Annotated in this window: 12 protein-coding genes; 7 read left to right on the top strand and 5 right to left on the bottom strand. The window is 74.3% G+C overall.

Annotated features, from left to right (window positions below; genetic code table 11):
• Positions 1 to 96 precede the first annotated feature (96 nt).
• From ABD347_RS05315 to ABD347_RS05295, 5 genes are read left to right on the top strand one after another with little or no spacing between them, the layout of a single operon-like run.
• On the top strand, positions 97 to 1,923 hold the full coding sequence (locus ABD347_RS05315; protein WP_344356966.1) for a lipid II flippase MurJ: 1,827 nt from the start codon (positions 97 to 99) through the stop codon (positions 1,921 to 1,923).
• On the top strand, positions 1,920 to 2,648 hold the full coding sequence (locus ABD347_RS05310) for a polysaccharide deacetylase family protein (RefSeq protein ID WP_344356963.1): 729 nt from the start codon (positions 1,920 to 1,922) through the stop codon (positions 2,646 to 2,648). Before ABD347_RS05315 ends, ABD347_RS05310 begins: the two co-directional genes overlap by 4 nt.
• A 5-nt stretch (positions 2,649 to 2,653) precedes the next feature.
• Positions 2,654 to 3,811, top strand: coding sequence for a glycosyltransferase (locus ABD347_RS05305; protein WP_344357020.1), 1,158 nt, complete (start codon positions 2,654 to 2,656; stop codon positions 3,809 to 3,811).
• A complete protein-coding gene (locus ABD347_RS05300) occupies positions 3,808 to 4,467 on the top strand; it encodes a YveK family protein (RefSeq protein ID WP_344356960.1) in 660 nt (219 codons plus the stop codon). The genes ABD347_RS05305 and ABD347_RS05300 overlap by 4 nt, the downstream gene beginning before the upstream one ends.
• Positions 4,464 to 5,573 (top strand): GNAT family N-acetyltransferase, encoded by a 1,110-nt coding sequence (locus ABD347_RS05295; protein WP_344356958.1) that lies wholly within the window; start codon positions 4,464 to 4,466, stop codon positions 5,571 to 5,573. Before ABD347_RS05300 ends, ABD347_RS05295 begins: the two co-directional genes overlap by 4 nt.
• On the opposite strand, the gene ABD347_RS05290 is transcribed toward ABD347_RS05295, so the two are convergent.
• The 4 genes from ABD347_RS05290 to ABD347_RS05275 all read right to left on the bottom strand — a co-directional run bounded on the left by ABD347_RS05290 (position 5,563) and on the right by ABD347_RS05275 (position 9,763).
• Positions 5,563 to 7,062 (bottom strand): glycoside hydrolase family 26 protein, encoded by a 1,500-nt coding sequence (locus tag ABD347_RS05290; RefSeq protein ID WP_344356955.1) that lies wholly within the window; start codon positions 7,060 to 7,062, stop codon positions 5,563 to 5,565. The two genes, ABD347_RS05295 and ABD347_RS05290, sit on opposite strands and share 11 nt — an antisense overlap.
• A 200-nt stretch (positions 7,063 to 7,262) precedes the next feature.
• Complete coding sequence (locus tag ABD347_RS05285) at positions 7,263 to 7,496, bottom strand: chaplin (RefSeq protein WP_344356953.1); 234 nt, start codon at positions 7,494 to 7,496, stop codon at positions 7,263 to 7,265.
• A gap of 446 nt (positions 7,497 to 7,942) precedes the next feature.
• Positions 7,943 to 9,295 carry a cytochrome P450 gene (locus tag ABD347_RS05280; RefSeq protein WP_344356950.1) on the bottom strand — a complete coding sequence of 451 codons (1,353 nt, stop codon included), beginning with the start codon at positions 9,293 to 9,295 and terminating at the stop codon, positions 7,943 to 7,945.
• Between the two features lie 87 nt (positions 9,296 to 9,382).
• Positions 9,383 to 9,763 carry a DUF6479 family protein gene (locus ABD347_RS05275; protein WP_344356947.1) on the bottom strand — a complete coding sequence of 127 codons (381 nt, stop codon included), beginning with the start codon at positions 9,761 to 9,763 and terminating at the stop codon, positions 9,383 to 9,385.
• A 188-nt stretch (positions 9,764 to 9,951) separates the two neighbouring features.
• Between ABD347_RS05275 and ABD347_RS05270 the strand changes: the two genes are divergently transcribed.
• A complete protein-coding gene (locus ABD347_RS05270) occupies positions 9,952 to 10,344 on the top strand; it encodes a rodlin (RefSeq protein WP_344356944.1) in 393 nt (130 codons plus the stop codon).
• Between the two features lie 161 nt (positions 10,345 to 10,505).
• Complete coding sequence (locus ABD347_RS05265; RefSeq protein ID WP_344356941.1) at positions 10,506 to 10,895, top strand: rodlin; 390 nt, start codon at positions 10,506 to 10,508, stop codon at positions 10,893 to 10,895.
• 381 nt (positions 10,896 to 11,276) lie between these two features.
• Here the strand turns inward: ABD347_RS05265 and ABD347_RS05260 are convergent, their stop codons facing one another.
• Positions 11,277 to 12,971, bottom strand: coding sequence for a bifunctional 3'-5' exonuclease/DNA polymerase (locus ABD347_RS05260; protein ID WP_344356938.1), 1,695 nt, complete (start codon positions 12,969 to 12,971; stop codon positions 11,277 to 11,279).
• Positions 12,972 to 13,049 lie beyond the last annotated feature (78 nt).

The following is a 13,049-nucleotide window of genomic DNA, read 5'->3' as shown; positions in this document are numbered from 1 at the left end:
GGCCGGCGGACGGCACCGTCACCGGCGTCCGCACCGGCGCGGACCCGGTGCCGCCCCGTCGCGGCGCCTCCGCCCCGGCCGCCGCGGGGGGCCGGCATGGGTGACGCGCCGCGGCCCGTCACGGTGGCCGCGCGGCCCGCGCCGGAGGCGGACCGCCCGTCATGGGCCCCGTCCGGCCGCCTCCTCGCCCGGGCGGCCGCGCTCACGGCCGCGCTGACCGCGGTGGGCGCCCTGCTGGGTTTGGTCCGTGACCAGCTGCTCGCCCACACGTTCGGCGCGGGTACCGGGACGGACGCCTTCCTCGTCGCCTGGACCGTCCCGGAGTTCGCGGCCACGCTGCTGATCGAGGACGGCATGGCCCTGGTCCTCGTGCCCGCGTTCGCCGCCGCCCTCACCCGCCGGGCCACCGCCCCGCCGGCCGGCCCCGACCCGGTGCGCGCGCTCGTCGGGGCCACCCTGCCGAAGGCGGCCCTCGGCGCGGGCGTGGCGGCCGGGCTGCTCGTGCTCACCGCGCCCCTGGTCGTCCCGCTGCTCGCGCCCGGGCTGCCGGAGCGGCAACTGGCCGTCGACTGCACCCGGCTGACCGCGACCTGTCTGCTCTCCTTCGCGCTCGCCGGGTACTGCAGCGCGGCACTCCGCGCCCACGGCCGCTACCTGGCACCGGCCGCGATCTACGTCGCGTACAACACCGGCATCATCACGGCCGTCGCTCTCCTCGACCCCGGCGTGTGGGGGGTACGCGCGGCGGCCGCGGGCGTCGCGGCGGGTGGTGTGCTGATGGTGCTGATCCAGGCTCCCGTCCTGTGGCGCCGACTGCGCGCACCGGCCGACCGGCGGCGGGGCGGCTCGGGTGACCGACGGCCGGGCGCACCGGGCGACCCTGGCGGACTGGCCGACCCGGGTGGGCCGGGCGACCTGGGCGGGCCGGCGGAAAAGCGGCCGGGCGGACTGGCCGACCCTGGCGGACTGGCCGACCCGGGTGGGCCGGGTGACCCAAGCGAACCGGCCGACCGGCGGCCGGGCCGGCCGGGGGACCGGGGCGGGCCGGGCGAGCCGGCGGTGCGGGCGGTGCTGACCGTGCTCGCACCGGTGATCGTGTTCGCGGTGAGCCGCCAGTCGCAGGTCCTGGTCGAGCGGTTCCTCGCCGCGCCGCTGCCCGCCGGCGCCATCTCGCACCTCAACTACGCGCAGAAGGTCGCCCAACTGCCGATGGTGCTCTCCCTGATGCTGTGCACGGTCAGCTTCCCGGTCGTCGCGCGGGCACTCGCGGCGGGCGACACGGAGACGGCGCGGCGGCGGGCCGAGCGCGACCTGCTGCTCGCCGGCGTGATCGTCCTCGTCGGCGCCGCGACCGTGGTGGCGGCCGCGCCACAGATCGTCGGGCTCCTCTTCCAGCGCGGCGCGTTCGACGGCGCCGACACCGCAGCCACCGCGGGCGTCATGCGCGTGTACGCCCTCGGGCTGCTGGGCCAGACGCTCGTCGGCGCCCTCGTACGCTGCTACTTCTCCGCCTCCCGGCCCCTCTGGTACCCGGCCGCCGCCATGCTCGGCGGCATCGCCCTGACCGCCGCCGCGGGCTCGGCGTGGGCCGGGCCGTGGGGCGCCCGCGGGATCGCCGCCGCCAACGCGCTCGGCATCACCCTCACCGCGGCCCTGCTCCTGCTGGGCCTGCGGCGGCAGAGCGTCCCGCTCGACGCCCGGCGCCTGGCCACCGGGCTGGCCCGGCTCACCGCGGCGGCGGCCGTCGCCACCGCCGCCGGGCGGTGGTGCGCGGCCGGCCCGCCGCCACTGGCCGTGCCGCTCGCGTTCGCGGCCGTCACGGTCGCGTTCACCGCCACCGCCTGCGCCCTGCGCGCCCCGGTGGTCCCCGACCTCATCCGTTCGGCCCATCCGTTCCGCCGGCTCGCGAAGGCCCGCTCATGATTCAGCCGCGCATCCCCCTGTGGGTGGCGATGTACCACTCGATCGACGACACCACCGACGACGACCCGTACCACGTGACCGTCTCGCCCTCCCGCCTCGACCGGCAGTTGCGCTGGCTGCGCGACCACGGTCTGCGGGGGGTCGCCCTCCGGCAACTGCTGCTGTACGCCGCCCGCCACGGCGACACCCGCGGACTGGTCGGCCTCACCTTCGACGACGGGTACGCCGACTTCCTCGACAACGCCGTGCCGCTCCTGCGCCGCCACGAGTGCACGGCCACCGTCTTCGTCCTGCCCGGCAGACTCGGCGGCGACAACGCGTGGGACGCGCTCGGCCCGCGCAAGCCACTGCTCACCGAGGACGGTGTCCGCCGCTGCGCCGCCGCCGGCATGGAGGTCGCCTCCCACGGACTGCTGCACGTCTCCCTGCCCGCCGCCCCCGAGCCCGTCCTGCGCGAGGAGACGGCCGGCAGCCGCGCACTGCTCCGCTCGATCACGGGAACGGCACCCGAGGGTTTCTGCTACCCCTACGGCCACGTCGACGAACGCGTGGTGCGCGCCGCGCGCGAGGCGGGGTACGCGTACGCGGCCGCCATCGACCCGGGCGCCATGAACGGGGTGTTCGCCCTGCCCCGGGTGCACATCGGGCAGCGCGACACCGCGTGGCGGCTGCACGCCAAGCGCCGGCTGCACGGCGTGCGGCGCGCACCGGTGTCCGTGTCATGAGCGCCCTGAAGGTCCTGCACGTCATCACCGGCCTCGGCATCGGCGGCGCCGAACAGCAACTGCGCCTGCTGCTCCCGCACATGGACCGCGTCCGCAGCAGCGTCGTCGCCCTCACCAACCCCGGCCCGGTCGCCGACGCCCTCCGTGCCGAGGGGGTGCCGGTCATCCACCTGGGCATGCGCGGCAACCGTGACCTGTCGGCCCTGCCGCGCCTCACCCGGCTCATCCGGCGCGGCGCGTTCGACGTCGTCCACACCCACCTGTACCGGGCCTGCCTGTACGGGCGCGTCGCCGCCCGGCTGGCGGGCGTGCGGACGATCGTCGCGACCGAACACTCGCTGGGAGCCGCGCAGATCGAGGGCCGGCCCCTGAGCGCGGGGGCGCGCGCCCTGTACCTGGCCGGCGAGCGGCTCGGTACGGCGACGGTCGCCGTCTCCGGCACGGTGGCGCGGCGCCTGGCCGGGTGGGGCGTGCGGCCCTCCCGTATCAGGGTCGTGCCCAACGGCATCGACGTGCCGCGCTTCGCGTTCGACCCGGCCGCGCGGCGGGCGGCGCGGCGGCGGCTGGGGCTGGCGCCCGGCGCGTACGTCGTCGGCGGGGTGGGGCGGCTCGCGCCGGGCAAGCGGTTCGACGTCCTGATCCGGGCGGTGGCCGCGCTCCCCGAGGACGCCCGGCTGCTGCTGGTGGGGGAGGGCGGCGAGCGGGAGCGGCTGGAGCGGACCGCCCGGGAGTGCGGGGCGGCGGACCGGGTGGTGTGGGCCGGTGCCGTGGACCGCGAGCTGCCGGGGCTGCTGTCGGCCATGGACGTGTTCGTGTCGGCCTCCGCCGACGAGGCGTTCGGTCTCGCGATCGTCGAGGCGCTGGCCGCCGGGCTGCCCGTGCGGTACGTGGCCTGCCCCGCGCTCGAGGACCTGCCGCCGGAGGAGGCGCCCGGGGCGCGCCGGATCGGCGGGACGGTGCCGGAGGTGGTCGCCGCGCTGGAGTCGGTCGTCCGCGAGCGGCACGCCGTCCCCGCCGCCGTACGCCGCTACGACATCGCGCGCAGTGCCCAGCGGTTGACGTCCCTCTACGAACGCCTCCACAACGGCCCCCACAACGGCCCCCACGACGACCTTTACGACGACCTTTACGACGGCCTCTACGACGGAGCGAGTTGTCGATGACCACGACCCAGTCCCTTGCCGTGCGCCGTGCGATCGGCTGGCTCACCCGCCTCAAACGCACCCGCCGCCGGTGGCTCGTCCCGGTCGCCGCACTCCTGGGCGTCCTGGCCGGCGGCGGTTACGGGCTGCTGAAGACGCCCGAGTACGCGGCGACGAGTTACGTCATCGTCGTACCGTCCGCGAAGTCCGACCCGGCCGGTGCGATGGGCCTGGCGCAGGCGTACGGGCGGGTGGCCACCGACATCGCGGTCGTCGGCGACGCCCAGGTCGCGGCCGGTGTGCCGACAGGGACCCTGCGCGCGAGCGTGCAGGCCGCGACCTCACCGGACGCCCCCATGATCGCCATCACGGCGCGCGCGCCGCGGGCCTCCACCGCGGTGGGGATGGCCGACAGCGTGGCGAGGGCTCTCGTGCAGAAGGGCTCGCACACGGAAGGCAGCACCGGTGTGAAGGTGCTCCAGTTCACCAGGGCCGCCACGCCCACGGAGCCCGTCTCGCCCTCGGCGTCGCTCTCCGCGCTCGTCGGCGGCTGCGCGGGCGGACTGCTCGGCGGGCTCGCGCTGCTGGTGCGCCCGCCCCGGTACACCCGGCGCGCGGGGCGGGCCCGGTACGGGTCCGTGCCGGGCCCGGTGGCGCAGCAGGAGGCGCTGGTATGACCCGGGGCGGGAACTGGGAGGTGACCGTCTGCCGGGACGGTGACGCGTTCGGCCGGCTCGCGCGGGAGTGGGCGGACCTGTACCGGCGGTGTGCCACGGCGACCCCCTTCCAGTCGCACTCCTGGCTGCACTCCTGGTGGGTGTCGTACGGCGCCCCCGGCCGCCTGCGCGTCGTCCTCGTACGCCGCGACGGCACGCTCGTCGCGGCGGCGCCCCTGCGGCTGGTGCGCGGGCCGCTTCCGGTGCTCACCCACCTGGGCGGGACGATCACCGACTTCTCCGACGTGCTCGTCGACGACGCGTGCTCCGACGAGGCGGTACCGGTGCTCACCGGGGCGCTGGGCCGACTGGCCCGCGGTGCCGTGATCGACCTCCGGGAGGTACGGGCGGAGGCCGCCGCCCAGCGGGTGTACGCGTGCTGGCGCGGTCCGCGTCACCGCCTGCCCGACTCCGTCTGCATGGAGCTGCCCGCCGCGTCCATCGACGAACTCGTCGCCCGGCTGCCGTCGTCCCGGGCCCAGCGTGCCCGCTCGAAGCTGCGCCGGCTCGACAAGCTGGGCATCGAGGAGCACGTCGTCCCGCCGGCCGAGGTCCCGCACGCGCTGCGGCGGCTGCTGGAGCTGCACCAGCGCCAGTGGGCCGGCCGCGGGGTGACGCCCGAGCACCTCAGGCCCCGGTTCGCGGAGCACCTCCAGCGGGCGGTGCGGGAGATGGTCGAGTCGGGGGACGCGATGGTGACGGAGTTCCGCATGGCCGGTGACCTGGTCGCCGCCGATCTCACCCTGATGTCGCCGCTGCTGTCGGGCGGCTACCTGTACGGGGCGGATCCGGTGCTGCGCGCAAGCAAGGTGGACGTCGCGACGCTGCTGCTGCGCAACGGCGCCCGGGAGAGCAGCGCCAGCAACCGCACCACGCTGAGCCTGCTGCGCGGCCGCGAGCCGTACAAGAACCACTGGCGCCCCGAACCGGTCGTCAACGAACGGCTGCTGATGGCCCGCCGGCGCACGGCCGCGCCCCTGCTCCTCCTGGCCGGGTACGCGGCCGGCCGCCGCCGGGCGGCGGACCGGCTGCGTGACCGGGCTTGGGCGCGGCGGCTCATGACGTGAGGTGGCGCCGCCATTCGAGCCGTACGCACAGCTTGCGTCCGAGCCACTTCTCGACCCACTCGCCGAGGTCCAGCGGCGTGCAGGCCGGCTGCTCGGGCCGCGGCTCCGGCTCGGGCTCGGGTTCCGGCTCCGGTTCGGGCCGCGGCTCCGGTTCCGGCTCCGGTTCCGCCGGGCCGCCCTTGCCGGACAGCTTCGCGCGGAACACCTCCGACGACTTCGGGTTCTGCTCGCACTGCCAGACGCCGTGCGGGCAGTAGTCGCTGATCGTGTGGTAGAGCGGCTTGTTCTTCTCGATCCAGTCCAGCATGCGCCGCATGTACTCCGGGTTGTCCCCGTTGCGGAACAGACCCCACTCCGGGTACGAGAAGGGCTTGCCGTGCGCGGCGGCGAACTCCACGTGGTGCCGCAGCCCGTAGGGCTCGGTCACCTGCTCGTCGAAGGTCTGGCCCGAAGGCTGGTCGTAGGAGTCCATCCCGATGATGTCGACGACGTCGTCACCGGGGTAGCACTCGGTCCACGGGATGGCGTCCCGCCCGCGGTTGGGTGCGAAGTCGAAGCGGAAGCGCTGTCCCGGCACCTCGCGCATGGTGGTGACGATGCGCTTCCAGTAGGCCTTCCAGGCCTCCGGGTCGGGGCCGCAGCGGTGTGAGTAGGTGGTGCCGTTCATCTCCCACCCGAGGACGATGACGGTGTCGGGGATGTCGAGTCGTACGAGGCGTTCGGCGAGGGCCCGGAAGTGCCGGTCGAAGCGTCCGTCCGCGCCGAGGCGCAGCAACTGGCGTACGACGGGGTCCGGCAGGTGGCTCTCGTTGCGCTCCAGCATGGGCACGTTGAGGACGAACAGGCGGTCCTCCCGCTCCCGCCGCCACTGGGCCCAGTGCTCCAGGAACCCGGGGCGCCCCTCGATGTTGGTCCACACGTCGCCGGGGAGATAGGTGTGCCCCACGCGCAGATCGGCACCGCCGAGCCATGTGCGCAGCCCCGCCATGCGGTGGATCCCGAGCGGCCCGTAGTGCAGGTAGGCCCCCATCGCCGTGCCCGTCGCCGTGGTCGCGGCGCCGTCACCGTCCCCGGTGCCGTCGCCGCCCCCGGCGTCCTGCCCGGGGGCCGGTCCGCCCTCCGGTGTGGGGTCCGCGGCGGGTTCGCGTGCCCGATCGGCACCCGACCCGGGGCCGGGCCCGGCCCCCGTGTCGGTCTCCGCCCTCGCCCCGGCGCCGCTCGCGGCACCCGCCCCGCCGGGGGCCGTGCCGCTCGGAACCCCCGCACCGGACGCCGTCCCGGTCCCGGCCCCGGTGCCGTCACCGGCGCCCGCGTCCCGGTCCTCGCCGGACCCCCGCCCCACCCCGGTGGCCGGCCCGGTCCACGACGCCGGGGCCGAGGCGTGGCCGGACGGGGCCGATACGACGGAGCCGGCCATCAGCAGGCTCAGCAGACCGGCGCTCAGTGCCCCCAGCCGTGCGCCTTTCGTCTTCGCTCTACGGTGACCCATGTCCGCTCCTTCGCCAGGCGCCAGGATTTCGCCAGTCACTCGGAGCAAAAGTATTCTTAATGGGCCGACAGGGATCGCGGTCCCGTCCCGCAGTAGGCCGTTGGGGGATTTGATCGCCCGCTTGGGGCATCCGGGCAGACAAAAGCCGGTCCCGGAGCGCTCCGGGACCGGCTCTTACGCGGCCGAGGCCTGATGCTGCGTCACTTGTTGATGCAGACGTTCCCGAAGGCCGGGTTCAGCAGCGCGATGATGTTGATGGTGTTGCCGCACACGTTGATCGGCACGTGCACCGGCACCTGGACGATGTTGCCGGACAGAACGCCCGGCGAGCCCACAGCGGCGGCCTCGGCGTCAGCGTCGGCGACAGCAGGCGCGGCCGCACCCAGCGCCATGACGATACCGGCGACGGCTACCGCAGCCTTCTTGCACTTCATAGTTTCGGGTCCTTTCCACAGGAGGAAGTCGTGCCACGGATTTCGTGACGAACGGGCCTCGATGAGGTCCGGCTTCCACTGCGAAAATCACAACGAATGCGAAAGCGGAAAGACACCACTGTGGCTGCTTTCCGCAGTGATTCACTCGAACCGCCGAGCACCGGCTGCGGGCAGATGGCTCAACGGCTGGGCCACACGGGGCGCGTGACCAGAACGTCCCATTCGTGGTCGGGCAGCCCGGGGACCGCCCGGCCCAGCGCTTTCCATTCGCGCATCAACGACGAATAGACGGGGACCGTCTCGGTCTCCGTCGCTTGCCTGCTCTGGGGGATGAGGGGCACACGCTGCCATTTACCGGCGCGAGGGGCCATGCCGAACCCTTCCGTTCACGGCGGCCTTGGCGAGGCCCTCACATGATGTCACAGTCGATAGGCGGTCCGTCACGGTCACGGACGGTGCGGCAGGGCCGCGAAGCGCAGACCGAAGTGGTCGAGGGTGCGCGGCAGCGGCCGGTCCGGACGCAGCCGGCCGGGCCGCTCCGGCAGGTAGGTGTGCCGTTCGAGCAGGGCGGCCAGCATGGTCGAAGTGACCAGGAGGACCAGATCCTCGCCCGGGCACCGGCCGGGGCCCGCGCTGAACGGCATCAGCGCCTCGGTGTCCTGGGCGGTGCCGTCGAGCCAGATCTCCGGAGTGAACCGGTCGGAGTAGGGCAGCGAATCGTCCCGGTGGAACAGCGGCGCGTAGATCAGGAACTCGGTCCCGGCGGGCAGTTCCTCTCCGCCCCAGACGGTCTCGCGCACCGACTCGCGCAGGAGGAACGGCGTGGTGGGCCACAGGCGCACCGACTCCAGGACGCAGGCGCGGGTGTACGGCAGGAGGCGCGGCTCGGTGAGGTCGGTGACGGCCAGCTCGTTGCGTATCTGCGCCTCCTGCGCGGCGTGCGTGGACAGCAGCGCCAGAGTCCGGTAGGCCGCGATGCCCGCCGCGTCGAAGGCGAACAGCCAGTGCGGCACCTGGCCGGCCGGGTCGGTGCCGGGTCCGGCGGGCGTGGCGGCGAGGGCGGCGGCGAGACCGCCGGGTTCGGCGCGGTCGAGGTGGGCGCGCAGGCGGCGTTCGAAGCGGTCGCGCAGCGCGGTGCGGCGCGGGGCGGCGCCCGACCAGTTGGCGGCGGAGCGAAGCCTGCCGAGCATCGCGCTCAGGGCCGTGTCGTCGCGGCCGGTGTCGCCGAGCACGAGGCGGCGCGCGGTGCGGTTCCAGGCGGTGCTGAAGGCCTGCCAGTCGATCTCGCCGTTCCCGGCGGTCGTCGCGCCCAGGAGCTTGCCGGCCTCCTCGCGTACCGTCCGCACCATCCGAGGGGCCAGGCTGTGCGTCTGGTGGCCGTACTCCAGGACCGCCTCGTTGAACGCGCGCCGGGCGTCCCGTTCCGGACCGCGCGAGATCAGCACGCCGTGCGGCTGGAACTGCTCCAGCGCGGCGCGCTTCTCGCGGGTGGAGGGAGAGTACGGGTCCGGCGTGCCGCTCAGGACGCGGGAGGCGTCGTCGGCGTGGAGGACGACGGCGAAGTGGCGCCCGGCCAGGTCGAGCCGGAGCGGGCCGGGGCCGTGGGTGCCGCGAAGCTCGGTGAGCAGCTCGGTGGCGCGCCGGTCGACGGCGAACCGCTCGGCGAGAGCCATCCCGGCGCGGCGGCGGACGACGGCGCCGGCCGCCAGGGCCGGTGCCACGACCCGCGCGACCAGCCGTGCGGTGTCGCGCGCGGAGGCCGGGACGGGGGTGTGCGTGGCCGTGTCCGTACTGGTCATGGCCCCCGGGTGCCCATGCGCCCCGAACGCGAAACGGTGCGTCGGGGCGCGCCGGACAGGCCCGTCGCGGGGCCGGTCGGACCGGTGTCAGCCGCCCGTGGTCGGCCCGCCGCTGCCGAAGCCGCCGCTGGGGGCGCCGCCCCACTTGTGGTCGTTCTCGCTGCGGGGCGAGGCGTCCGGATCGGTGTTCTGGTGCCTCAGCTCGTACGGCATCACCCGGTCCTCGCGCTCGTCCAGCTCGGCGGGCCGGCGGTGACCCTCGGCCTCGCCCGGCAGCCCGGAGTCCGGCGGCCGGTGGGGCTGCTCGTGCGGCTTGGGGGGTGCGGGCTCCCGGTTACGCAGGCGCCGCCCCAGTACGAAGGCGCCGATCAGGAATCCGACGAGGAAGATGCCCGCGACCAGCGGACCAATGCCGACAAGGTGGTCCTTTGCGGCGAATTCCGTAGTGAACGTCGTGAGAGAGTCCATATGGGGCGTGTACCCCGGGCGCGTGAAATCAGACCTACCCGCGGACGCGGCGAGCTGATCATCAGGTAAGTGGTTCATCCGTTATTAGGTGATTGATCTCTTTGGGTGACCTGGCGCAACTTAAACGGTGGCGTGCTGTTGATCAGAGCGACCCCGAGCACCGGGTCTCTCGACGAGAAGGATGGACCATGATCAAGAAGGTTCTGGCCACCGCCGGCGTCGCCGCCGCCGTCCTTGGCGCGTCCGCGCCGATGGCGGCCGCCGTGGGCGACCGCGGAGTCGACACGCAGAACGGCAACTTCGCCACCCAGTCGTACGGCAACACCACGACCGGTGGATACATGAGCCCGCAGATCGGTCTGATCCAGGGCTCGCTCAACAAGCCCTGTATCGGTCTGCCGGTCCAGGCCGACATCCAGAACATCGTGGCCCTGGTCAACGTGGGTGTTCAGGACATCCTCAACGACACGCAGAACCAGCAGTGTGCCGAGAACTCCACGGCGGTCAAGGGCGACAGCGCCCTGTCGCACCTCCTGGAGGACGTCCTCTCCGAGAACGTCTCGGCCGCCGTCCAGAACTGACGCGCCGGGCCACCGTCCCGCGCGGTCGTCACGGCCGTGCGGGACGGCCCCGCGTGGCGCTCGCGCCACGCACGACGGGCTGACGCCCGCCCTCTCCACGCGCCCGACGCCGGGCGCTGGCACGACCCGAGCACCGGGTCTCTCGACGAATGGGATGAACCATGATCAAGAAGGTTCTGGCTACCGCCGGCGTCGCTGCGGCTGTGCTCGGCGCGTCCGCGCCGATGGCGGCCGCCGTGGGCGACCGCGGAGTCGACACGCAGAACGGCAACTTCTCCAAGCAGATCTACGGCAACACCGTGACGGGCGGCCACCAGAGCCCGCAGGTGGGCCTCGTCCAGGGCACGCTGAACAAGCCCTGCATCGGTCTGCCGATCTACGCCGACGTCCAGAACATCGTGGCGCTGGTCAACGTCGGTGTTCAGGACATCCTGAACGACCAGCAGGACCAGCAGTGCGTGGAGAACTCCACGGCGGTCAAGGGTGACAGCGCCCTGTCGCACATCCTGGAGAACGTCATCTCCGAGAACGCGGCCGTCGCGGTCGACTAATGACACGCGCCGCGCGCGTAGCCACCGCTTGGGCGGGCCCCACATCCGGCACCACGGATGTGGGGCCCGCCCTCGTGCGTGGGCAGGGAGGGAAGTACGAGGAACATCTCCCGGGGGCTGCCGCGTCAAGGGGGCGGGGGCGACGGCAGCGGTCCGCCGTCGCGTCGCCATGGTGACGCGACGGCGCGCCGACCGTGGCCCTGGTGGCGGCCGGCGGGCTGTCCGCGGTGCGGACGCGCGGGAAGGACACGGCCGACCGGGCGGCGCGGGTGGCGACGGGGCCGTGCAGGGGCTGACCCAGCGGGCAAGGCGGACGGCGTCAGGAGGCGGGCGTCAGGAGGCGGCAGCCGGGAGCCGGCATGGTCTCCCCGAACGGCCCCGTCACTTCGCGTCGGAGTAGCGCTCCACGGTGGCCGTGGTGAACGGGAACCGCACCGGGGTGTCCCCGAACGCGATCCGCCCGGCCGTGTCACCGGCCGCGCGGATCGCCTCCGCCACGGCCGGGGCCTCGGCGGCGGGACAGTGCACGATCACCTCGTCGTGCTGGAAGAAGACCAGCTGCGCCCGCATCCCCGCCAGCGCCTGCCGCAGCGCGGCCAGCATCAGCAGCGCCCAGTCGGCGGCGCTGCCCTGCACCACGAAGTTGCGGGTGAACCGGCCCCGCGCGCGGGCGTTCACCGAGGCGTACCCCGGAGTGAACTCCCCGTCGGACAGCGGCTCTTCCGTACCCTCCTGGGGGATGCCGGCCTCGTCCGCCTCCGCCGCGCCCGCCGCGCGCGGGCTGGTGCGGCCCAGCCAGGTGCGCACCAGCCGGCCCTCCTCACCCGCCTTGGCCGCGTCGTCCACATAGGCCACCGCCCGGGGGAACCGGCGGCGCAGGGCCGCGAGGTTCTTCAGACCGTCGCCGCTGGTCTGTCCGTAGATCGCGCCGAGCAGAGCGATCTTGGCGTGGTCCCGGTCGCCGGAGAACGCCCGGTCGGACAGGCGCGTGTACAGGTCGCCCTCATGGCCGGCGACCTCCATCAGCCCCGGGTCGCGGGAGATCGCCGCCAGTACCCGGGGCTCCATCTGGTCCGCGTCCGCGACGACGAGCCGCCAGCCGTCGTCCGCGACGACCGCCTGCCGTATGACCTTCGGGATCTGCAGGGCACCGCCGCCGTTGGTCGTCCAGCGCCCGCTGACCGTGCCGCCCGGGAGGTACTCCGGCCGGAAGCGCCCGTCCCGCACCCAGTCCTGGAGCCAGCCCCAGCCGTGCGCCGTCCAGATCCGGTACAGCTTCTTGTACGCGATGAGCGGCTCGACCGCCGGGTGGTCGATCTTCGCGAGCTCCCAGCGGCGCGTCGAGCGCACCGTGATCCCCGCCTGGGAGAACGCCTTCACCACGTCGGCCGGCAGGTCGGGGCGGACCCGGCGCCCGAAGGCCGCCGACACCTCGTCCGCCAGCTCCGCCAGCCGGCGTGGCTCGCCACCGCCCGCGTACCGCTCGCCGAGCAGCTCGCGCAGCACCGCCCGGTGGACGTCCGCCCGCCACGGCAGGCCCGCCCGGTGCATCTCGGCGGCCACCAGCATCCCGGCGGACTCGGCCGCCGTCAGCAGCCGCATCCGCCCGGGGTGCTCGGCGGCCACGTGTCTTCGGTGCTGGTCCGCGTACACCTCCAGGAGGGCTTCGAAGGGCAGCTCCAGCGTGGGCTGCGGGTCGAACAGGGACGACTGCGCGTGCGCGCCAGGCTCGGCCGCCCTGGGCGGCGGATCGGGCGGTACGGGCAGGTCGCGCAGACGCGCCCAGGCCGCCGCCGCCGAGCGGGGCTCGCCCAGCCGCCCCTCGTGCCCGAGCAGCAGCTGCTCGGCGTCCTCGATGTCGTAGCACCGCTCGACCCGGACACCGGCCGCGAGGAGCCGTGGATAGACCGCGCCGGTGGACCGCCACACCCACCGGCCGACGCCGGGCCGCGACCGGACCGCCTCGACGAGGTCGGGCTCGGTCAGCACCGGGCCGGCGGGCAGACCGTCCTCACCGAGGGGGACGAGCCGTGCCCCACCGCCCCCGGTCTCGTCCACCGCCCAGCGTTCGCTCACACACGCGAGTCTGGCACCCGGCACTGACAATCGGCACGACCGGCGGTCACGCGAGGAGACGGGCCGCGTCCCGGCTCG

This window comes from Streptomyces gobitricini (genome assembly GCF_039532985.1).
GTDB lineage: Bacteria > Actinomycetota > Actinomycetes > Streptomycetales > Streptomycetaceae > Streptomyces > Streptomyces gobitricini.
Note: the sequence above shows the minus strand (reverse complement) of the source record. Positions and strands in the feature narration are given on the sequence as shown.